Below are 19,777 nucleotides of genomic sequence, written 5' to 3'. Positions count from 1 at the left end.
ACGTTCACGTAAGCGTGAGGTGGGGTAAGCTGTACAGTAACAATTGAGCTTCGAGACGCCGCTGCTATTCTTGAAGCAGCAATTGGAGGAGAGGGGATCTCATGCGTTTGGTTCGGATTCTATCGGCTACGACCGTTCTGGCTGCGGCTATTGGTTCAGCCCAAGCGGGTGGTTTTTCGCGTGGCACTGCTGACACCGACATCCTTTACGAGGATGGCAACTTCAACATGCGTGCGGGTGCGATCATCGTCGTTCCGACGCAGAAGTTTTCCAAGTCGGTCAATCCGGCGCTTGTCGGTACGGATTACCTCGACACCTACGTCATTCCATCGGGTGCCGTGAAGATCAAAATGACGGACAATTTGTCCTGCGCGGGCACTTACACGGACGTTTACGGTGCAGCTTCGACCTATGCGTCGCCATTTGGTCCCGCTTTAAAACTGTCAGAGAAGTTTACCGTTACCGAGTTCGGTGCGACCTGTGCCGTGTTCATGAACATGGGGAAGGGGCGGCTTGCCGTTTTGGGCGGCGCTTTTCTTGAAAAATTCAATTACGACTTTGTCGGTGGCGGGGGCGCGCTTGACGTTGGCCTCACAAGCAGCGCCGTGGGGTGGCGAGCCGGTGTCGCTTATGAAATTCCGGATATCGCGTTTCGCACCGAGCTTATGTATCGCTCCGGCACGACACATGATGCCAGCGGCAGCGGTAATCTGACGGTGGCTCCTGGCGTTTCCATTCCGGTACCGGCAGCCGGTGATGGCGAACTTCCGCAGAGCGTGGAATTGAAAGTACAATCCGGCATCGCACCCGGCTGGCTTGCCTTTGGTTCCGTTCGCTGGACTGACTGGTCTGTTAATGAAACGCTGAACCTTAATGTGACCGGCGTCGGCACCAGCCAGAACCAGTATTACTGGCGGGATGGATGGACCATCACCGGTGGTGTGGGCCATGCGTTTACAGACAATGTGTCGGGTCTTGTCAGCCTTCAGTGGGACCGTGGAGTGTCTACTGGTTATGACTTCCGCACCGACAAGTGGCTTTTGGCGGCCGGCGTCAGCATGAAGGATTCTCTGGGTGGGGAGCTCCGCCTGGGTGGTGCTGTGTCTTATCTGGCGAGCGCAGAGGCCACGAAGGGGATCGAAGCCGGCAATGCGGTGGATTCAGGTTGGGCTGGCATTCTATCGGCCAACTACAAGGTCAAATGGTAGGCTCATTCAAAAGCCCAGAGGGGTTAATCCCATCTCTCCAAAGACCCGGCTTCGGCCGGGTCTTTTTTATTCCTGGCAGGAAGGCCAACCATTCTTGCGGGCGACCATGCTGTCGGCGGTGGGAGGACGAGACTTGTATTGCGACGGGTTTTGCCGCACATAAGAGCAGTCACCCGATCCGGGCCCCTCTGGCAGGCAAGGCGTTGCCTGTGATGTCGGATCGAACGACAACGCGCAAACGCGGCGCAAACCTCGTATCTCTCCATGACAATGCATGACTGGCTTTGGCCCGGTTTTCTGGCCTTCGTGGCCGTAGTCCTCATTTTCGATCTTTTTGTCCTGCACCGACGCGATCACGTCATCACGACGCGCGAAGCGATGAAGACAGTGGCAGGCTATGTGGCTCTGGCCATGGTCTTTGCGATGGGCGTGTTCTACTTCGGCGGCAAGGATCGGGGGGCGGAGTTCCTGACCGGATATCTGATCGAACAGGCGCTTTCTCTCGACAATATCTTCGTCATCGCGCTCATATTCACCTATTTCAAGGTGCCTTCCGAAGCGCAGTATCGCGTGCTCTTCTACGGCATTCTCGGCGCGATCGTGATGCGTCTTTCGCTGATCGTTCCGGGCGTAAAGCTGGTTGATCAGTTTATGGTCATCGGTATGGCGCTGGGGGCGCTTCTCGTCTTCTCCGGCTTCAAGATGATGACCTCCGACGAAGAGATGATCGACCCGGGGGAAAGCCGGATCGTGAAACTTCTGATGAAAACCGGGCGTGTCACACAGGAGTATGAAGGCTCGCGCTTTTTGACAAAGCGCAACGGCGTTCTTTTCATGACTCCGCTTTTCGTCGTCCTGGTGACAGTGGAATTCACGGATCTGATCTTTGCGGTCGATTCCATTCCGGCCGTTCTCGCCATCTCCAATGATCCCTTCATCGTCTTTTCATCCAACGTGTTCGCGGTGATGGGATTGCGCGCGATGTTCTTTGTTCTCTCCGGCATGATGCGGACCTTCAAACACCTCAAAACCGGACTTTCTCTGGTTTTGATGTTCATTGGCCTCAAAATGCTGGTTGCGCACTGGATCAAGATTCCCTCACCGCTGGCTCTCTCTGTCACGGTGCTTCTGATCGGAGGTTCGATCGTCGCCTCGATCATCGCGCGAAAGCGTGAGGAACAGGGAATGCAGTCTTGAAACTGTTGTGAGGGGCAGGGCCGCTTTGTGCGCCCTGTTTCCACTGCTGACAGCCCCTGACTGTTGTGCACAGGGCAATGTGTTCATTTGGCAACAGTTTCTCAATAAGCATTCGGTTAAGAATGGGGTGGGACGAAACGCCAATTTCCCGCCATAAACCCGGCGCATCGAAAATGCTCGATGGCGCACGGGACACAACCGACTGTTCAGGAGAAGTGCCGCGCGCTGCGGCTGGGGTAATTATGGACGCAAAAGCAATTTCGAAAGACAAACTTCCAAGCCGATACGTCACTGTGGGCCCGGCAAGGGCACCGCATCGCTCGTATCTCTACGCCATGGGGCTTTCGGAAGAAGAGATCGCGCAGCCGCTCGTGGGTGTTGCAACCTGCTGGAACGAGGCTGCGCCCTGCAACATTTCGCTGATGCGTCAGGCGCAGGTGGTCAAGAAGGGCGTTGCGGCCGCTCATGGCACGCCGCGCGAGTTCACCACCATCACGGTGACGGACGGCATCGCCATGGGACACCAGGGCATGAAGTCTTCGCTCGTGTCGCGCGAGGTCATCGCCGATTCCGTCGAACTCACCATGCGCGGCCACTGCTATGATGCACTGGTCGGCCTGGCGGGCTGCGACAAGTCGCTCCCCGGCATGATGATGGCGATGGTGCGCCTCAACGTGCCGTCGGTCTTCATCTATGGTGGCTCGATCCTGCCCGGTACCTATCGCGGCCGGCAGATCACGGTTCAGGACGTGTTCGAGGCCGTCGGCCAGCATTCCGTGGGCACGATCTCCGACGAAGACCTGACCGAGATCGAGCAGGCAGCGTGCCCGTCGGCCGGTTCCTGCGGCGCGCAGTTCACGGCCAACACGATGGCGACGGTTGCCGAGGCGATTGGCCTGGCGCTGCCTTATTCCTGCGGCGCGCCGGCTCCTTACGAGATGCGTGACCGGTTCAACTACGCATCGGGCGAGAAGGTGATGGAGCTCGTCGCCAAGCAGATCCGCCCGCGCGACATCGTGACCCGCAAGGCTCTGGAAAACGCTGCAGCTGTCGTTGCGGCTTCGGGCGGCTCGACCAATGCGGCGCTACACCTGCCAGCCATTGCCCATGAGGCGGGTATCGAATTCACCCTGTTCGACGTGGCGGAGATTTTCAAGAAGACCCCGTATATCGCCGATCTGAAGCCGGGCGGCAAATATGTCGCCAAGGACATGTTCGAAGCCGGCGGAATTCCGCTGCTGATGAAGTCGCTTCTGGAGCACGGATATCTGCACGGCGACTGCATGACCGTAACTGGCCGCACAATTGCCGAAAACATGGAGCATGTTCCATGGAATGCAGATCAGGATGTGGTTCGTCCGGCGAACAATCCGATCACGAAGACCGGCGGTGTGGTTGGCCTGAAGGGCAATCTCGCGCCTGAAGGGGCTATCGTGAAGGTTGCCGGCATGAAGAACCTGACGTTCTCGGGCCCGGCGCGCTGCTTCGATTCCGAGGAAGAGTGTTTCGCTGCTGTTCAGGAGCGGAAATACAAGGAAGGCGAGGTGCTGGTCATTCGCTACGAAGGTCCGAAAGGTGGACCGGGGATGCGCGAGATGCTTGCGACCACGGCAGCGCTCTACGGCCAGGGAATGGGCGATAAGGTTGCGCTCATCACCGATGGCCGGTTTTCGGGCGCGACCCGCGGGTTCTGCATTGGCCATGTGGGGCCGGAAGCGGCAGCATGTGGGCCGATCGGCCTGTTGAAGGACGGCGATGTGATCACCATCGACGCCGAAGCTGGAACGATTGATGTGGCGCTCAGCGATGAAGAACTCGCGGAGCGTGCGAAAAAATGGAAGCCGCGCGAGACGGACTATCAGTCCGGCGCGATCTGGAAATATGCCCAGACGGTTGGACCGGCCCGCGATGGTGCCGTCACCCATCCGGGGGCAAAGAAAGAAACGCACTGTTATGCGGATATTTGAAGCAGGGAAAACAGCTGTTCTTGCCGGTCTGGTAGCGTCCTTCGTGACGCTGCCGGGCACCGCCTACGCGCTGGACGAGAACACTGTGATTCAGGAGCAGGAAAAGCGCAGCCCCTGGGCCGTTTTCCGCTTCGCTTTCTCTGCTTACAAGCGGGGCGACAAGGAAGAGGCGCTGGAAGCTTACCGCTACGCTGCCGAGAACGGGCAGGTGGGCGCGCGCTGGAAGCTGGCTCGCATGTATGCCGAAGGTGATGGTGTCGCCCGCAATGATCGTGAGGCGTTCAAGTTCTTTTCGGCCGTGGCACAACAGGATGTGCGGCCGGGCAGCCCGGACGAGACCTATGTCTCTGACGCGCTTGTGGCACTTGGCAAATATCTCAAGACCGGCATTCCCGACAGCCCGATTCGCGCAAATCCTTTGGCTGCCCAGGAGCATTTTATGCGGGCGGCTGCGACCTACCGGAATCCGGAAGCTCAGTATCAGGTCGGCCGGATGTTTCTGGACGGTGAGGGCGTGGCTCAGAGCGTGCAGCAGGCTGCGCGCTGGTTTCAGCTCGCTGCCGAGAAGGGGCATTCGGGTGCGCAGGCCATGCTCGGGCATATCCTTTTTGAAAGCGGTCGCGTGGTGAAAGGCCTGGCGATGATGACAGCGGCGTTAGACCGTGCTGCGCCAAACGACGTCGGCTGGATCCGCGCCATGCAGGAGCAGGCCTTCGCTCTCGCCGGAGAATCGGATCGGCGCACGGCAATTGCTCTGGCGCACGACCTGCGCGACAACGGTTTCGATTGATCGGTAAAAGAGGCGGGCCTTTAGTGCCCGCCAAACAGGTTGCGATATTGCGCCACCGCCATTGGACTGGCTTTTTCCAGACGCTTTGATGTCTGGAAGCAGGTTTCGTCGAGAATTTTCCAGGATGAATTGTTGAGAACCATCTCGCACCGCGCCAGACGTGGCCCGTCCGGCAGCGCCAGGCAGGTTGTTTGACCCTGACGGAAAGCGGAGCCATTGGCACGGCAAAGGCAATCGGCCGCAGAGGTGCCTGCGATCGGTAGAGAGAGCGTGACCGCCAGAGCGGCGATCCCGACGTACCGTAACATGGGCATAATGTGATCACGTTAGCACAGGGGACGACACCTGGCCATTGACCCGCGTTAAATGCGGCCGGGGTGTTCAGACGGGGCGCAACTTCAGATCAAGAACGACAGGGACGTGATCGGATGGTTTCTCCCAGCCACGTGTGTGCTTTTCGACCGTCACAGCGCCTATATGATCAGCGGCTTCCGGAGAAAGCATCAGGTGATCGATGCGGATCCCGTTGTTCTTCTGCCAGGCACCCGCCTGGTAATCCCAGAACGTATAGACGCCATCGTCCTGATTGACCGCACGCAATGCGTCGGTGAACCCCAGAGCACCCAACCGCCGGAAGGCTTTCCGGCTTTCCGGGCGAAAGAGGGCATCGCCCACCCATGCCTCAGGATTCTTTGCATCTTCCGGTTCTGGTATGACGTTGTAGTCGCCTGCCAGAACCAGGGGTTCTTCCAGCTTGAGACGCTCGGCGCTCCACTTTTCAAGACGCTCCATCCAGCTGAGTTTGTAAGAAAACTTTTCGCTGTCGACGGGGTTGCCGTTCGGCAGGTAGAGCGAAACGACCCGGAGAACACCTTTGTCGGTGGAAAACACGCCCTCGATGAAACGCGCCTGCTCATCGCCATCGTCACCCGGCAAACCGCGATTAACCTCGTCAAACCGGAGTTTTGAAAGGAGCGCGACGCCGTTGAAGCCTTTCTGACCATGGGTTTCCACATGGTAGCCGAGCGCTTCGATCGGTTCGCGGGGAAAGAGTTCGTCGACGGATTTGATTTCCTGAAGACAGGCGATGTCCGGCCTGGACTCTTCAAGCCAGTGCAGGAGGTTGTCGATGCGCGCCTTGACGCCGTTGATGTTCCAGGTAGCGATCTTCATGGGGCCCTTCCACAACTCAACTCTTTCTTAGGTTGGTCGGGAATGTGCCGCAACCGCCTTGTGCAGAATACTGACAGGCTGTGCCGAGTGTCACCCGATTGAGGCTTCAGCTTTTCCGGAAGCGAAACGGCAGACCGGACAAGAGGGCGCGCACATAGCGCTTGCGCTGATAAAACCCGTTGAGTGAAACGCGCGGCAAAGCCGTTGCAGCCTTGCTGCATGTCTCTGACAGGAGGCCGGGTCTGGTGGTGACTGCGGCGATGAACCCTGCTTCCCTTGCCGCCGCGATTTCACGTGCACCGACAGCGGAAGCAAACCCGTATGGATACGCGAAGGTGGTGGGTTTGGTGCCCACATAGCCGCAAACCTTCGACGCAGACTGGGTCAACTCCGTATGAAGGCGCTTGTCATCCACCTTGGTCAGATTTGTGTGCGTAAGCGTGTGTGCGCCAAAGCGAGCAAGCGGGTCTGCGGCGAGCGCGGCAAGTTCGCGGGCGTCCATCGTCAAGCGTTCAGTGATTTCGAGCGGGTCAATGCCATGAGCTTTTACCAGAGTGTCGAGCCGGGTGATGGTGGCGTCTTCGTCTTCTGCATCATTTATGGCGTTTGCCAGACGGTCAAACAGAGCGACCCGCTCGGCCCGGTGCCTGATATCCACGCGTGAATCAATTCCGAACACTGAAAGATCGACGTCGTCCGTGTTCATGACAAGTGCCTCGGCGGTCTTCCACCAGATGGATCTGGTACGCTCGACGAAGCCTGGTGTGATGAAGATTGTATAGGGTACAGCGTGGCGCCGGAACACGGGCGCAGCGAAACGTGCATTGTCCCGATAGCCGTCATCCAATGTGAAACACACATATCTGCGTGTGTCCCGGCGATCCGCAAGACGCTCAGGCAAATCCTCGAGTGCTATCGGTGTAAGGCCTTGCTCGCGGCAGAGCTGGATGGCCTGTTCAAGGAAAGTGGGCGTTATGCTCAACCAGGCATTGGGTACCCAGTTTGCGGGACTTTCAGGATCCACATGGTGTAGGGCGAAAATGACCCCGCGTTGTGGTTTGGCCAGCGGCAAGCCCAGTTTCAATGCCAGGGCTGTTCCCTCCAAGCCGGCGCGGATCAGCTCATAGCGGGCAGATCTTTTGAGAGCTTGAAGAGAAGGCATCAGGGGCTTGGCATCTTTCGATCGAGGTGGGTGACTGAGGACAATCGATTTCCGGCGTGTGCCTTGAACCGAAGCTGCCACGATCCAAGCAGAAAATGTTGAAGAATTTCCTTCGGTAGATCTCAGGATTTGTGATGCAATTCGCGCTTGAAATCTGGCTGTCTTTCAAAAAAATATAGATAGATGCGTGCCCGTTTGTGCCCGATGCTTCACCAAAAAGATTTCAGAGTTTCTGAAGCAACCGGGGAACCACATGACACAAACGACCATAAGCGATGGCGATCAACTGTCGCGCGCAGACCTGAGTAATCCCGATTATACGCCTCCGCTTCTGCAGGCGGTACCGCTTGGAATTCAACACGTGCTGGCGATGTTCGTTTCCAACGTGACCCCAGCGATCATCGTGGCAGGTGCCGCTGGTTTCGGTTTCGGGTCAAATTCACCGGATTTCCCAAATCTCATCTACATGATTCAGATGTCGATGCTCTTTGCCGGAATTGCGACGCTGTTCCAGACCATTGGCATGGGGCCGGTTGGCGGGCGACTTCCGATCGTTCAGGGCACAAGCTTTGCCTTCTTGCCGGTGATGATCCCGATCGTGGCGGGGCAGGGCGTCGCCGCTATGGGGGCATTGATGGGCGGGGTCGTGGTTGGCGGTATCTTCCACTTCTTTCTCGGCAGTTTCGTGGGGCGCCTGCGTTTCGCGCTGCCACCGATGGTAACGGGTCTGATTGTTCTGATGATCGGACTGTCGCTCATCAAAGTGGGAATTCAGTATTCCGCTGGCGGTGTGCCGCTGATCGGAAAGCCCGCTTATGGCAGCTTGCAAAATTGGAGCGTTGCGCTGGTGGTGGTTGTGGTCACATTGCTGCTGAAGTTCTTTACACGTGGCATGTGGTCGATTGCGGCCGTTCTCCTCGGCCTGGTGGCAGGCTACGTTGTGGCCCTGGCGCTGGGTATGGTCAGCTTTTCCAATGTCGGAAACGCATCATGGGTGGCGGTCCCCGTTCCATTCAAATGGGGTTTCGAGCTTGCGCTCCCCGCGATTATCGGAATGTGTTTCATGGCGGTCATTTCAGCAATAGAGACAGTCGGTGATGTGTCCGGAATCACCAAGGGGGGAGCCGGCCGCGAGGCGACGGAGAAAGAAATCTCAGGCGCCACATACGCGGATGGGCTCGGAACGGCCATCGCTGGTGTTTTTGGCGGTCTGCCCAACACCTCGTTCAGTCAGAACGTCGGCCTGATCTCAATGACAGGCGTCATGAGCCGACACGTGGTGACCTATGGTGCAATTTTCCTCATCCTTTGCGGGCTCATTCCGAAAGTCGGCGCGCTGATCTCGACAGTGCCGATCATGGTGCTTGGCGGAGGTGTCATTGTGATGTTCGGCATGGTCGCAGCGGCAGGTATCAATATGTTGTCGGACGTGCACTGGAATCGGAGAAACATGGTGATTTTTGCCGTGTCGCTCTCTGTGGGCCTGGGCTTGCAGCTCGAGCCAGGAGCGCTGCAGCATCTGCCGAAGACCGCGCAAATTCTCATGACCTCCGGTCTTCTGCCTGCTGCGTTCCTGGCAATCGTCCTGAACCTTATCCTGCCACAGGAAGCGGGGGCGGAACGGGATAACTGAGCCGCCTCTGGCCCAAAATATGAAAAGCGCCGCGAAACGATACGCGGCATTTCTCAAAAAGACGATCGTTGCGAAGAAAAGTCAGATCGAAAAGCTGGTTCCGCAGCCACAGGAGGCGACGGCGTTCGGATTTTTGATCTGAAATGACTGGCCGATCAAATCGTCGACAAAGTCGATTATCGATCCGCCCATATAAACGAGCGACAGGTCATCGATGAGGACGGTTGCCCCATCCCGCTCGATGGCGTGATCGTCTTCGTTGCGCTGATCTGTGAGGTCGAAAGCATAAGAAAAGCCAGAACAGCCGCCACCTTCCACCGAGACGCGCAGGGCGATCTTGCCCGGCTCATCCTTCAGAATGGTCGCGATGCGCTTTGCGGCAGCTTCCGTTAGTTCAACGCTCTTCAATTCGGTTCCAGCGTCCATGCCCATGATGGTTGTCCTGACGGTCACCTTGCGTTCGTGTTCATGGAATAGGTATGAAGCCGCAGGCAGCAAGTCAACCTGAGCGAGGCGGTCGGGTTTCAAAGGGGACAGTGGCAGGCCGATCAGGGCTGCCTGAGAAGGTGTTACCAAGCATGGAAAAGGATCAGGGCTTACAGAACATCGGCTTTGGCTATCGCCCCCGCGCTGCCTATGCGACAGATCCGGCGGCGTCGCGCGGCCGGCTCGTGATGGAGCCCGAGAGCCCGACACGCACGCCTTTTCAGCGCGACCGGGATCGGATCATCCATTCTACGGCGTTTCGCCGCCTTAAGCACAAGACGCAGGTGTTCATCGCCCATGAGGGCGATCATTATCGCACGCGGCTGACCCATTCGATTGAAGTGGCGCAGATTGCCCGTGCTCTCGCGCGGGCGCTTTGCTGCGACGAGGATCTGGCGGAGGCGATCGCGCTGGTGCATGACTTCGGTCACACGCCATTTGGACATACCGGAGAAGACGCACTCGACGTACGCATGGCAAAATGGGGGGGCTTCGATCATAACGCCCAGTCGCTGCGGATCGTGACCGAGCTTGAAAGCCGCTACGCGGAGTTTGATGGTCTCAATCTGTCGTGGGAAACACTGGAGGGGTTGGTCAAGCACAATGGACCGCTTACGAATGCTGAGGGAGAAGGGCTGGATGGCCCTGTTCCGCAATCCATTCTCGACTATGTCGCCCGCCACGACCTAGAACTGGCCCGTTTCGCCGGGATCGAAGCGCAGTGTGCGGCGATTGCGGATGATATTGCCTATAATGCGCATGACATCGATGACGGTTTGCGTTCCGGCCTCCTGACGCTTGAAATGCTTGAAGAGGTCGGTCTGCCGGGAAACATCCTCGCGGACGTCGGGCGCCGCTATCCCGCGCTTGATCCGGTGCGCCGCGGGCACGAGCTCATGCGGCGGCAGATAACGGCGATGGTAGAGGACGTGATCGTGGCTTCTCGACAGCGTCTTGAAGTTCTCAAACCCGCCAGTGCGGATGCTGTGCACGATGCAGGTTTCACGATCGTCGCATTCTCGGACCACATGGCGGCGGAAGAAAAGGAGCTGAAACGTTTTCTCTACGCCAATCTGTACCGTCATGAGGCGGTTGTGGCGGTCCGGGCGCGTGCCGACCGGATCGTGAAGGATCTCTTTGACGCGTATTTCGACAATCCGCGTGAGATGCCCGAGGGGTGGCGTGATGGCCTCGAAATGGCAGGAGATGCGGAAAAGGCCAGGCTGGTGGCCGATTTTCTCTCCGGCATGACGGACACCTATGCGGTGAAGGAACACCAGCGCCTGTTTGACCAGACTCCTGATTTGAGCTAGTGCCAACCGCAATTCCGCCCCGTGCGGACGACAAAGATCTTTCTTTCAGGACATCGTCCATGAACATTTTCGCCGATTTCACAGATCGGGTCGCCAAGACCATTGAAGCTCTCGGCCTGCAGTCCAACAGTGGGGAGGCGCTTGACCTTTCGCGCGTGGCCGTCGAACCTCCGCGTGATGCGAGCCATGGTGACGTGGCGACCAATGCGGCCATGGTGCTTGCGAAGTCAGTTGGTGAGAACCCGCGAGCGCTGGGGGAGAAGATCGCCAAAGCATTCGAGTCAGATCCCGACGTTGCCGCGGCTACGGTGGCGGGTCCAGGCTTTGTGAACCTGAAGCTGAGCGACAGTTTCTGGCAGGCCCGGCTTGGTGAAATGCTGGATCTCGGTACGGAGTACGGCCGCTCGCAGATGGGGCGGGGAGAGAAAGTGAATGTCGAATATGTCTCGGCAAACCCAACAGGCCCCATGCATGTGGGTCATTGCCGTGGCGCGGTGGTGGGGGATGCGCTCGCGAATCTCCTTGCCTTTGCGGGTTATGATGTCGCGCGTGAATATTACATCAATGATGCGGGCGTGCAGATCGATGTGCTCGGTCAGTCGGTGATGCTGCGGTACCGCGAGGCGCTGGGTGAGAAGATCGACGAAATTCCCGCGGGTCTTTATCCAGGTGATTATCTGGTGCCGCTGGGCGAAGAACTTGCGCGGGAGTTTGGCACGAAACTTCTGGAAATGCCCTCCGCTGCAGCGATGACGATCGTCAAGGACAGGGCTGTCGAGAGCATGATGGCGATGATCCGGGACGATCTCGCTGCACTGAATATTCGTCACGATGTATTCTTTTCGGAACGCTCATTGCATGAGGGCAATGGCGGGATGATCCGGTCGGCGATCAACGATCTCACCATGAAGGGCCATGTTTACAAGGGTAAATTGCCGCCGCCGAAGGGGCAAAAACCTGATGAGTGGGAGGATCGCGAGCAGACGCTTTTCCGTTCGACAGAGGTGGGGGACGATATTGATCGCCCATTGATGAAATCGGATGGCAGCTTCACCTATTTCGCGGCTGACGTGGCCTATATGAAGGACAAGCTGGACCGGGGCTTCGAACATCTGATCTATGTGCTTGGTGCTGATCATAGCGGCTATGTTAAGCGCTTGCAGGCCGTGGCGCGGGCGCTGGCGGAGGACCGGGTGGACCTGACCGTGCTTCTCTGCCAACTCGTGAAGCTGTTCCGCGGCGGAGAGCCTGTGCGCATGTCGAAGAGGGCAGGGGAGTTCGTTACCCTGCGCGAGGCGGTGGACGAGGTGGGTCGTGATCCGATCCGCTTCATGATGCTCTACCGCAAGAACGATGCTCCGCTCGATTTCGACTTTGAGAAAGTGACGGAACAGTCGAAGGATAATCCTGTTTTCTATGTGCAATACGCTTCCGCCCGAAGCCACTCGGCATTTCGCCAGGCAGGCGAGCAACTCGGTGTGGAGGAATTCAGCCGCGCGGAGATGAAGGCTCAGCTTGGAAAGCTCACGGACGAGGGCGAGATGGCCTTGGTGCGCAAGCTTGCTGAATACCCTCGGCTTGTCGAAAGTGCAGCGCAGGCGATGGAGCCTCACAGGTTGGCATTCTACCTTTATGATCTGGCAAGTCTGTTCCACGCCCAGTGGAACAAGGGTAGCGAGACAGCCGACTTACGTTTTGTTAAGGTTAACGATCCAGAATTGACCTATGCCAGACTGGGTCTGGTGCAGGCAGTTCGCGATGTGTTGACATCCGGGCTTGCGTTGATCGGGGCCGAGGCGCCTTCTGAGATGCGCTGACCCCATCCCGTAAGGGGTGCGGTGGTCTGTCACCTTTTGCCCACATTGCGCTGGTACCCGACAATTGTACGACGTCGCGGGCGTCTACCGAGTGTGAGTGCGGAAAAAAGCATGGCAGATCATAGCTCGAACCAACGCGCGGATAGCGCCGTTTTTTCTGAGGACGACCCATTTGCGGAACTGACCCGCATTATGGGCCACGACCCACGGCGCGCCGAAGCGTCCGGCAATGAGGCCGAGCAGGAGGGCGATGATCTCGCGCTTGAGCTCGAGAACGAATTGCTTGGCGATCTGGCGGAATTTTCCGACGAGGTTCATGAGGAAGCAGTTCCCCAGGACGACTGGCAGCCTCAGCCATCGGGCGACTGGCGTTTCGATGCTGTTGAGGCAGAGCAAAGGCCTGATGAGCCTGCCGTCGACATCGCGGCCGATATGGCTGATGAACTCGACGAGAGCTTTGCTGCGAGTTTTGAAAGCGAAATGCGCCTGGAACCGGCTGACGATTTTCCAGCCGTTTCAACGCTGCCTGAGGAAGAGGCCGAAGTTTCAGAATCTGTTGAGGGTGTTGAAGCTGAACTCGTTGAGCAGCATTTCTCCGAGTTCGACGTCGATATGGCCGAGCCAAGTGGCCCTTTTTTCGAACCGGACTATGAGCGCGACGAGCCCATAGAGAGTCCAGCCCAGAAAGATGCGCTTGAGTTCAGCGATCAGGACTTCGCGCAACTGGATAACGATCTCGAAGCTTCTCTGGCGAACGAAGATTGGTTCGGCTCCGAGAATGACGTCGGCGAGCAGTCCCTCGAAACCACGGATGCTGCGACTTCCGCGGCAGATCCGTTTACTGATCTGGTGACGGAAGAGGCACTGGAAGCCGCCGAACCGGACGTTGCCCTCGATCCGTACAATGCGGAACCCGATTACCCCGCTGAACGCGATGATTTCGAGGAATTCGAGCAATCCGAGGTGTCGCTCAGTCTGGATCAGGCTGAAGACACAGCCGCCAGTGCAGATCCGTTCCTTTCTCCTCAGGCGTTTGCCTCTTCCATCGCTCAGGGCGCCGAGCGGGCGAGTGCGGTGGACGGGGATGTCGCACGCGAGGATCATGATTTTACCGCGACCCTTGAAGATCAGCTTTCAGCGTCGCCCTCCGAAGAGCCGGCGCCTGTAGAGCCGCTGGTCCAACCGCAAGCGGAAGATGGTCTGCAGGCCGAAGCCACTTGGGAAGGTTTTGACACTGTTGATACGGAGCCTGAGCTGCCAGCTGAAGATGATCCTGTGGAGGCGACTTTGGCTGCTCCGTTCTGGCAACAGCCGGAGCATCCCTCTGACGCACTGTCCTCGGAACACCAGTCATCCGTACCGCATATCGATACAGTTGATGTGCCAGGAAACGAACGGGTCCAAGTCGAAGATTCCGCACACATTCCGGAGTTCATAAGCGAACCGGAGCGTGTGCCTGAAACAGAATCGGACGACCTGGAGCTTGCTCTTGCGCGTGCCTTTGGGGACAGTGAAAGCCTGCCTGGGACAGTCGCAGCTGCAGAGGTCGGTTATGAGGCCGGCACCGCGGTGCCCAACGATGCATATGCTGCTGCTGCCCTGCAGCCAACCGAGCAGGCCCGGGAAGAAGAGGATTTCGGTTTCGAAACTGCTTTTGCGGATAGTTTTTCCGAACCGGATGACTTTGCCGGGCCGAGCGAAGAACGAGCAGTTGATAAGCGGGAAGCAGATCCTGCCGACGCTTTCGTGGTCTCGGATATGGACTCCTGGAGCGATCCGTCCGAAGAATTCGAGCGGGGACCGGGAAGCTTTGCTTCAGAGACTGCGGGAGCCGTGGCTGGGCGTTCTGGGCCGCTTTCCAATCGCCGAAACCTTGCAATGTTCGGCGTGGCCGGAGGCGTTGCCATTCTCGCTCTCGTCGGCTTTTTCGCCTTCAGCGGCGGTGGCGAAGACAATTCTGCACCAGTGGTTGTTCGAGCCGATGACGAGCCCATAAAAGTGAAGCCGGAAAACCCCGGGGGCGAACAGGTTCCCAACCAGGACAATCAGGTCTATCAGAGGGTTTCGGGTGCAGAGGCCGGCACTGATCCTGTTCAGGAACGGCTTGTTTCGACGGCAGAAGAGCCCGTGGACGTGCCACAAGCGGCGCCGAAGTCGGAGGAGAGGCTATCGTCGAGTGCCGACGATACGGTAACCCCGACGAGCGAGCCGGTAACGGCAATGACACCACGGCGCGTACGCACCATGGTGGTTCGACCGGACGGCACGATTGTTCCGCGTGAGCCGGAGGCACCTGCCCAGAATACTGAAAACGCTGTGGCAACTGGTAACGTTGAAAGCCCTGAGCAGCAGGTTGAAGCTATGACAGCCCAGCAGGCGAGCCAGGAAGCAGCGCCGGATGCGCGGCTTGCGAGTGCAGATCCGCTGAACGGATCAGCGGAAGATGCGAACGCCTCCGCGGGCAATGTGCCGGTTACAGCGCCGGTCCCGCCCTCACGCCCTGCTGCACCACCTTCGCAGCCGCAGCGAACTGTTGAAACAACACCTCCTGCTCAGGTCGCAGCAGCGCCCAGCCAGCCTGCGCAACCTGTTGCGCAAACACCTGCGCCCGCGCCTGTGACCTCTGGTTCGGATGGCTGGTCGGTGCAGATTTCTTCGCAGCCGACCGTGGAAGCAGCGCAGAAGTCGTATCAGGACATGGCTCAGCGCTATGGCGGTCTTCTGACCGGAAAAGGCGTGAACATCGTCAAGGCTGACATTGCAGGTAAGGGAACTTATTACCGCGTGCGCATTCCCTCATCGTCGAAGGATGAAGCAATTCGCCTTTGCTCGCAGTTGAAGTCGGCGGGAGGAAGTTGCTTCGTTTCGAAGTGATCTTGCATCCGAGCCAACCGAAACCGCCGCCATTGTGCGGCGGTTTTTTCTTGTTTCCTTTTCCAGATTCGCGAGCCCGGTTATCCTGACGGCATGAGCGAATCAAAATCCATGATCCTCGGTGCGACGGGGAAAGAACTAACGGCGGATGAAATCGCCTTCTATCGTGATGAGCGGCCGTGGGGCTTTATCCTGTTTGCGCGCAATGTCGGCGAGCCCGCACAGCTGAGCGACCTTGTGGCATCCATGCGCGACAGTGTCGGCAGGCCGGATGCGCCGGTGTTCATCGATCAGGAAGGGGGCAGGGTGCAGCGCATCCGTCCGCCCATGGCAGGCAGCTATCCGACGGCCTCCGAACTCGGCCGCATTTACGCAAGAAGCCCGGAAGTGGGACTGCGTGCGGCATGGCTGATGTCGCGCCTGCATGCTATGGACCTCAGACGCTATGGGATCACGGCGGATTGTCTGCCGGTGCTCGACGTGCCGATTGCCGGTGCGCATGACGTGATCGGCGATCGCGCCTATGCACATGACCCGCAGACGGTGATTGCACTTGGCCGCGCTGCGAGCGAGGGGTTGATGGCAGGCGGTGTTCTGCCGGTGATGAAGCATATGCCGGGCCATGGGCGCGCCTTTGCGGACAGCCACAAGGCGCTGCCCGAGGTGTCGGCTTCCCTCGACGAGCTGCGCACGCACGATTTTATTCCGTTCAAGGCGTTGGCAGACCTGCCGATGGCAATGACTGCACATATCGTGTTTCATGCAATCGACCCGGAGCGGCCAGCGACCACATCCGCCAAAGTGATCCGCGACATTATCCGAGGCGAGATCGGCTTCGATGGGCTCCTGATGAGCGATGACGTGTCGATGCACGCACTTTCTGGGGATTTCTCGCAACGGGCGGAAGCAATCCTTGCGGCGGGCTGTGATCTCGTCCTTCACTGTCATGGGATTATGCCCGAAATGCAGGCTGTCGCCGAAAAGGCGCCTGAATTGTCGGGCAAAAGTCTGGAGCGGGCTAATCGTGCACTGGCTTGCCTCAATCCGGGGGATGATACGGAAGAAAAGGTCGCGCGCGCGGAATTCGAGGAGTGCTTCGCGGCGGTCGCTTGACGATAAGGGTCGATGACGCTTGGCGCAGAACGCTGAAAAGACGGCTGTGAAACCGGCACCCATGGACAAGCTGTGGGACGACAATGCGAAGGAGCATGGCGTTTCCGAGCCTGCCCTGACGGTTGATGTCGATGGTTTTGAAGGGCCGCTCGACCTGCTGCTCCACCTAGCACGCACACAGAAGGTGGACCTCGCGCGCATTTCCGTTCTCGCCCTTGCTGAGCAATACATCGCTTTCATCGAGAAAGTGCGCAAAATGCGGCTGGAGCTGGCGGCCGACTATCTGGTGATGGCGGCCTGGCTGGCCTATCTGAAATCACGCCTGCTGATCCCCAAAAAGCCGGAGGATGAAGAGCCGACCGGTGAGGAAATGGCCGCACTCTTGCAGTTCCGCCTGAAAAGGTTGGAAGCGATGCGCGATGCGGCAGCGCGTCTTGTCAACCGCAATCGTCTGGGCCGGGACGTGTTTGCCCGTGGCATGCCAGAGCCGGTGATCGTCCAGAAAGAGAGCGCTTTTGCGGCGTCGCTCTATGATCTGCTCACTGCCTATGCCTCACAGCGCCAGCGCCGTGCGGTGACGAATGTGCGCATTGCAAAGCGGGGCGTCTGGTCGCTCAAGCAGGCGCGTGAAATTCTGGTGCGGATGATTGGCGACTTTGGCGACTGGACGGCGCTGGATCACTTCCTGATGCGTTACATGACCAAGGCTGAGGAACGGGCGACAGCCACTGCGAGCGCTTTCGCGGCCTCTCTCGAACTGGTGCGGGAAGGCGCCCTTGAAATCCGACAGCAGGAGCCGTTTGCCCCCATCTACATGCGGACGGGCAAGAAGGCGCCAGCCAGCCTTTTTGAGAATGCCGATGACTGACAACAGCAATGTGGTTCCGTTTGTCGCCAATGAGGGCGAGCTGGAAAACGAAACCTCCGAGACGCATTCGCCGCATCTCGTCGAGGTCAAGCGGATGGTGGAGGCGATTGTTTTCGCGAGCGCGGAGCCGGTGGCCGAAAAGGCTCTGGCGGAGCGTCTGCCCGATGGAACCGATGTTGTCCAAGCTCTGGCCGAACTTCAGAAGGATTATGAAAAGCGCGGGGTGAACCTCGTCCGCGTCGAAAACAGTTGGGCGTTTCGAACAGCAAGCGACCTCTCGTTCCTCATGAACCGGAACGCTGTCCAGCAGCGCAAATTGTCGCGTGCCGCGCTCGAGATGTTGGCGGTGATCGCCTATCACCAGCCGGTCACGCGTGCGGAGATCGAGGAAATTCGGGGTGTGGAGACGTCCAAGGGGACGCTCGACATTCTGCTTGAAACGGGCTGGGTCAAGATGCGCGGCCGCCGCCGCACACCGGGGCGCCCGGTAACCTATGGAACCAGCACAGAATTTCTGGATCACTTTGGGTTGACGGAGCTGCGCGATCTGCCGGGCATCGATGAGTTGAAGGGGGCTGGACTGCTTTCCGCCAGAATGCCGGTCAACTTCTCGGTGCCGCAGCCGATGACTGATCCGGATGAACTCACAGAAGATGAAGATCCGCTGACAGATATCGACCTGGAAGAACTTGGTCTGTTGACACCGCTCGCTGAGGATGATTGACGGAAGTCCTGCGGGACAGGGGCCGCCTGCGATCCATCCAGGGATACCGGTGCATGGACAATAAGAAGCAAAGTTCGGCGCGTGGAACGGCCGGCGTCAGCTTCGCGGCGCGTCTTTCCTTCCAGAATATCAGCCATTCCTATGCTTCGGGCGTGCAAACACTCAGGGACGTGTCTCTTTGCGCGGAGCCTGGCGAGGTGCTTTGTCTTCTCGGGCCTTCCGGTTCCGGCAAGACGACGCTCCTCCGGATTGCTGCCGGCATCGAGGCTCAGCGCTCCGGCCAGGTGTTTCTGAACGAGCGCGAAATTGCCGGTCCGAACGTGTTTTTGCCGCCCGAAAAGCGCTCGATCGGTCTCGTGTTTCAGGACTTTGCGCTTTTCCCGCATCTGACCATTCTCGACAATGTGCGCTTCGGACTGACCGCCCTTTCGGGTGAGGAAGCCCAGAAAGAGGCAATGATCGCGCTTGAGCGGGTCGGGCTTGAAGGCTATGCCGGCGCCTATCCGCACGTGCTGTCAGGCGGTGAGCAGCAGCGTGTTGCGCTGGCGCGGGCGCTGGCGCCACGACCGGCGGTGCTTTTGATGGATGAGCCATTCTCAGGGCTCGATTCCCGTTTGAAGGACAGTGTGCGCGCGGAAACGCTCTCCATTCTGCGGCAAAGCCGTGCGACCGCCGTTGTGGTGACCCATGACGCAGAAGAAGCCATGCGTATGGGTGACCGGATAGCACTTCTCAAGGATGGAAAACTCGTTCAGGTGGGGACCGCCGAAGAGCTTTATCGACGCCCCGCCGATCTTTTCGTGGCCGGCTTCTTTTCCGAGATCAACGAGTTTGATGGACAGGTGCACGCCGGCAGTGTGGAAACGCCTCTGGGGCGTTTTTCGGCAGATGGGCTGGAAGAGGGCGCGGATGCAACTGTTGCGGTTCGCCTGTCCGGGTTTCAGGTGGATCAAGAGCGCGGTTCCGTACCGGCGCGCATCGTTTCCAGGCGCTTCCTCGGCGTGGTGGAATTTCTCGAGCTCGCGATCCCCGGGGCTGACCGGCATGTGCGTGCCCGCGTGCGCTGCGGGCAGTTGCAACCGGGCGTGCGGGACATATGGCTGAACGTGATCGAGAGCGATGTTCTCGTATTCGCGAGACAATCGTTTGAAACATCGCGCGAAACCGCATAAATCAAATCAATGGCAATTGGTGAAAGAGACTGATCATGGGTTCCTTTTCAATCTGGCACTGGCTTATCGTGCTCGTCGTGGTGCTGCTCCTGTTTGGACGCGGCAAGATACCCGAGCTGATGGGCGACATGGCCAAGGGCATCAAGAGCTTCAAAAAGGGCATGTCCGACGATGATGAGGACACGACCAAGACGGTCGAACATCAGGCCGATGAGCCGGTGAAGGAAGCGAGCAAGCCGAGCAAGAAGAAGTCCGGCTGATTCGCCGCAATTCGCACAGC

Annotated in this window: 17 protein-coding genes; 13 read left to right on the top strand and 4 right to left on the bottom strand. The window is 58.5% G+C overall.

Going from position 1 to position 19,777, the window contains the following annotated elements; genetic code table 11:
- Positions 1-101 precede the first annotated feature (101 nt).
- The 4 genes from AC2CHD_RS03670 (at position 102) to AC2CHD_RS03655 (ending at position 5,162) form a co-directional block, all read left to right on the top strand.
- On the top strand, positions 102-1,208 hold the full coding sequence (locus tag AC2CHD_RS03670) for an outer membrane protein transport protein (RefSeq protein ID WP_484552612.1): 1,107 nt from the start codon (positions 102-104) through the stop codon (positions 1,206-1,208).
- A 270-nt stretch (positions 1,209-1,478) separates the two neighbouring features.
- Positions 1,479-2,405 (top strand): TerC family protein, encoded by a 927-nt coding sequence (locus tag AC2CHD_RS03665; protein WP_484552611.1) that lies wholly within the window; start codon positions 1,479-1,481, stop codon positions 2,403-2,405.
- Between the two features lie 242 nt (positions 2,406-2,647).
- Complete coding sequence (gene ilvD, locus AC2CHD_RS03660; RefSeq protein ID WP_484552610.1) at positions 2,648-4,372, top strand: dihydroxy-acid dehydratase; 1,725 nt, start codon at positions 2,648-2,650, stop codon at positions 4,370-4,372.
- Positions 4,359-5,162 carry a tetratricopeptide repeat protein gene (locus AC2CHD_RS03655; RefSeq protein WP_229449032.1) on the top strand — a complete coding sequence of 268 codons (804 nt, stop codon included), beginning with the start codon at positions 4,359-4,361 and terminating at the stop codon, positions 5,160-5,162. The genes ilvD and AC2CHD_RS03655 overlap by 14 nt, the downstream gene beginning before the upstream one ends.
- Positions 5,163-5,182: 20 nt before the next feature.
- Here the strand turns inward: AC2CHD_RS03655 and AC2CHD_RS03650 are convergent, their stop codons facing one another.
- From AC2CHD_RS03650 to AC2CHD_RS03640, 3 genes are all read right to left on the bottom strand, one after another.
- Positions 5,183-5,470 carry a hypothetical protein gene (locus tag AC2CHD_RS03650; protein ID WP_229449033.1) on the bottom strand — a complete coding sequence of 96 codons (288 nt, stop codon included), beginning with the start codon at positions 5,468-5,470 and terminating at the stop codon, positions 5,183-5,185.
- A 73-nt stretch (positions 5,471-5,543) separates the two neighbouring features.
- Complete coding sequence (gene xth / locus AC2CHD_RS03645) at positions 5,544-6,335, bottom strand: exodeoxyribonuclease III (protein ID WP_484552609.1); 792 nt, start codon at positions 6,333-6,335, stop codon at positions 5,544-5,546.
- Positions 6,336-6,441: 106 nt separating this feature from the next.
- Positions 6,442-7,497, bottom strand: coding sequence for a polysaccharide deacetylase family protein (locus AC2CHD_RS03640; protein ID WP_484552608.1), 1,056 nt, complete (start codon positions 7,495-7,497; stop codon positions 6,442-6,444).
- A 253-nt stretch (positions 7,498-7,750) separates the two neighbouring features.
- Between AC2CHD_RS03640 and AC2CHD_RS03635 the strand changes: the two genes are divergently transcribed.
- Positions 7,751-9,130 (top strand): uracil-xanthine permease family protein, encoded by a 1,380-nt coding sequence (locus AC2CHD_RS03635; protein ID WP_484552607.1) that lies wholly within the window; start codon positions 7,751-7,753, stop codon positions 9,128-9,130.
- Positions 9,131-9,211: 81 nt separating this feature from the next.
- Here AC2CHD_RS03635 and erpA read toward each other — a convergent pair whose 3' ends face one another.
- Positions 9,212-9,562 carry an iron-sulfur cluster insertion protein ErpA gene (gene erpA / locus AC2CHD_RS03630; protein ID WP_229449245.1) on the bottom strand — a complete coding sequence of 117 codons (351 nt, stop codon included), beginning with the start codon at positions 9,560-9,562 and terminating at the stop codon, positions 9,212-9,214.
- 146 nt (positions 9,563-9,708) lie between these two features.
- Here erpA and AC2CHD_RS03625 point away from each other — a divergent pair, with 146 nt between their 5' ends.
- From AC2CHD_RS03625 to AC2CHD_RS03590, 8 genes are all read left to right on the top strand, one after another.
- The gene (locus AC2CHD_RS03625) at positions 9,709-10,929 is read left to right on the top strand and encodes a deoxyguanosinetriphosphate triphosphohydrolase (RefSeq protein WP_484552606.1); all 1,221 of its coding nucleotides are present in this window, start codon (positions 9,709-9,711) and stop codon (positions 10,927-10,929) included.
- Between the two features lie 59 nt (positions 10,930-10,988).
- Positions 10,989-12,746 (top strand): arginine--tRNA ligase, encoded by a 1,758-nt coding sequence (gene argS / locus AC2CHD_RS03620; RefSeq protein ID WP_484552605.1) that lies wholly within the window; start codon positions 10,989-10,991, stop codon positions 12,744-12,746.
- A gap of 111 nt (positions 12,747-12,857) precedes the next feature.
- Complete coding sequence (locus tag AC2CHD_RS03615; RefSeq protein WP_484552604.1) at positions 12,858-15,620, top strand: SPOR domain-containing protein; 2,763 nt, start codon at positions 12,858-12,860, stop codon at positions 15,618-15,620.
- Positions 15,621-15,713: 93 nt separating this feature from the next.
- Positions 15,714-16,733: a beta-N-acetylhexosaminidase gene (nagZ, locus tag AC2CHD_RS03610; RefSeq protein WP_484552603.1), complete on the top strand. Its 1,020-nt coding sequence runs from the start codon at positions 15,714-15,716 to the stop codon at positions 16,731-16,733.
- A gap of 61 nt (positions 16,734-16,794) precedes the next feature.
- Positions 16,795-17,601 carry a segregation and condensation protein A gene (locus tag AC2CHD_RS03605; protein ID WP_229449246.1) on the top strand — a complete coding sequence of 269 codons (807 nt, stop codon included), beginning with the start codon at positions 16,795-16,797 and terminating at the stop codon, positions 17,599-17,601.
- On the top strand, positions 17,594-18,325 hold the full coding sequence (scpB, locus tag AC2CHD_RS03600; RefSeq protein ID WP_484552602.1) for an SMC-Scp complex subunit ScpB: 732 nt from the start codon (positions 17,594-17,596) through the stop codon (positions 18,323-18,325). The genes AC2CHD_RS03605 and scpB overlap by 8 nt, the downstream gene beginning before the upstream one ends.
- Before the next feature lie 53 nt (positions 18,326-18,378).
- Positions 18,379-19,497 (top strand): ABC transporter ATP-binding protein, encoded by a 1,119-nt coding sequence (locus AC2CHD_RS03595; RefSeq protein ID WP_484552601.1) that lies wholly within the window; start codon positions 18,379-18,381, stop codon positions 19,495-19,497.
- Between the two features lie 35 nt (positions 19,498-19,532).
- Positions 19,533-19,757: a twin-arginine translocase TatA/TatE family subunit gene (locus tag AC2CHD_RS03590; protein ID WP_223020928.1), complete on the top strand. Its 225-nt coding sequence runs from the start codon at positions 19,533-19,535 to the stop codon at positions 19,755-19,757.
- Positions 19,758-19,777: the final 20 nt, after the last annotated feature.

This window comes from Nitratireductor sp. ATLC21 (assembly GCF_057196525.1).
This window is presented reverse-complemented; position numbering and strand designations above follow the sequence as displayed.

Bases quoted from the DNA above. Each gene is read 5' to 3' on its own strand.
- AC2CHD_RS03670 (WP_484552612.1), top strand. From the start codon at position 102: ATGCGTTTGGTTCGGATTCTATCGGCTACGACCGTTCTGGCTGCGGCT.
- AC2CHD_RS03665 (WP_484552611.1), top strand. From the start codon at position 1,479: ATGCATGACTGGCTTTGGCCCGGTTTTCTGGCCTTCGTGGCCGTAGTC.
- ilvD (WP_484552610.1), top strand. From the start codon at position 2,648: ATGGACGCAAAAGCAATTTCGAAAGACAAACTTCCAAGCCGATACGTC.
- AC2CHD_RS03655 (WP_229449032.1), top strand. From the start codon at position 4,359: ATGCGGATATTTGAAGCAGGGAAAACAGCTGTTCTTGCCGGTCTGGTA.
- AC2CHD_RS03650 (WP_229449033.1), bottom strand. From the start codon at position 5,470: ATGTTACGGTACGTCGGGATCGCCGCTCTGGCGGTCACGCTCTCTCTA.
- xth (WP_484552609.1), bottom strand. From the start codon at position 6,335: ATGAAGATCGCTACCTGGAACATCAACGGCGTCAAGGCGCGCATCGAC.
- AC2CHD_RS03640 (WP_484552608.1), bottom strand. From the start codon at position 7,497: ATGCCTTCTCTTCAAGCTCTCAAAAGATCTGCCCGCTATGAGCTGATC.
- AC2CHD_RS03635 (WP_484552607.1), top strand. From the start codon at position 7,751: ATGACACAAACGACCATAAGCGATGGCGATCAACTGTCGCGCGCAGAC.
- erpA (WP_229449245.1), bottom strand. From the start codon at position 9,562: ATGGGCATGGACGCTGGAACCGAATTGAAGAGCGTTGAACTAACGGAA.
- AC2CHD_RS03625 (WP_484552606.1), top strand. From the start codon at position 9,709: ATGGAAAAGGATCAGGGCTTACAGAACATCGGCTTTGGCTATCGCCCC.
- argS (WP_484552605.1), top strand. From the start codon at position 10,989: ATGAACATTTTCGCCGATTTCACAGATCGGGTCGCCAAGACCATTGAA.
- AC2CHD_RS03615 (WP_484552604.1), top strand. From the start codon at position 12,858: ATGGCAGATCATAGCTCGAACCAACGCGCGGATAGCGCCGTTTTTTCT.
- nagZ (WP_484552603.1), top strand. From the start codon at position 15,714: ATGAGCGAATCAAAATCCATGATCCTCGGTGCGACGGGGAAAGAACTA.
- AC2CHD_RS03605 (WP_229449246.1), top strand. From the start codon at position 16,795: ATGGACAAGCTGTGGGACGACAATGCGAAGGAGCATGGCGTTTCCGAG.
- scpB (WP_484552602.1), top strand. From the start codon at position 17,594: ATGACTGACAACAGCAATGTGGTTCCGTTTGTCGCCAATGAGGGCGAG.
- AC2CHD_RS03595 (WP_484552601.1), top strand. From the start codon at position 18,379: ATGGACAATAAGAAGCAAAGTTCGGCGCGTGGAACGGCCGGCGTCAGC.
- AC2CHD_RS03590 (WP_223020928.1), top strand. From the start codon at position 19,533: ATGGGTTCCTTTTCAATCTGGCACTGGCTTATCGTGCTCGTCGTGGTG.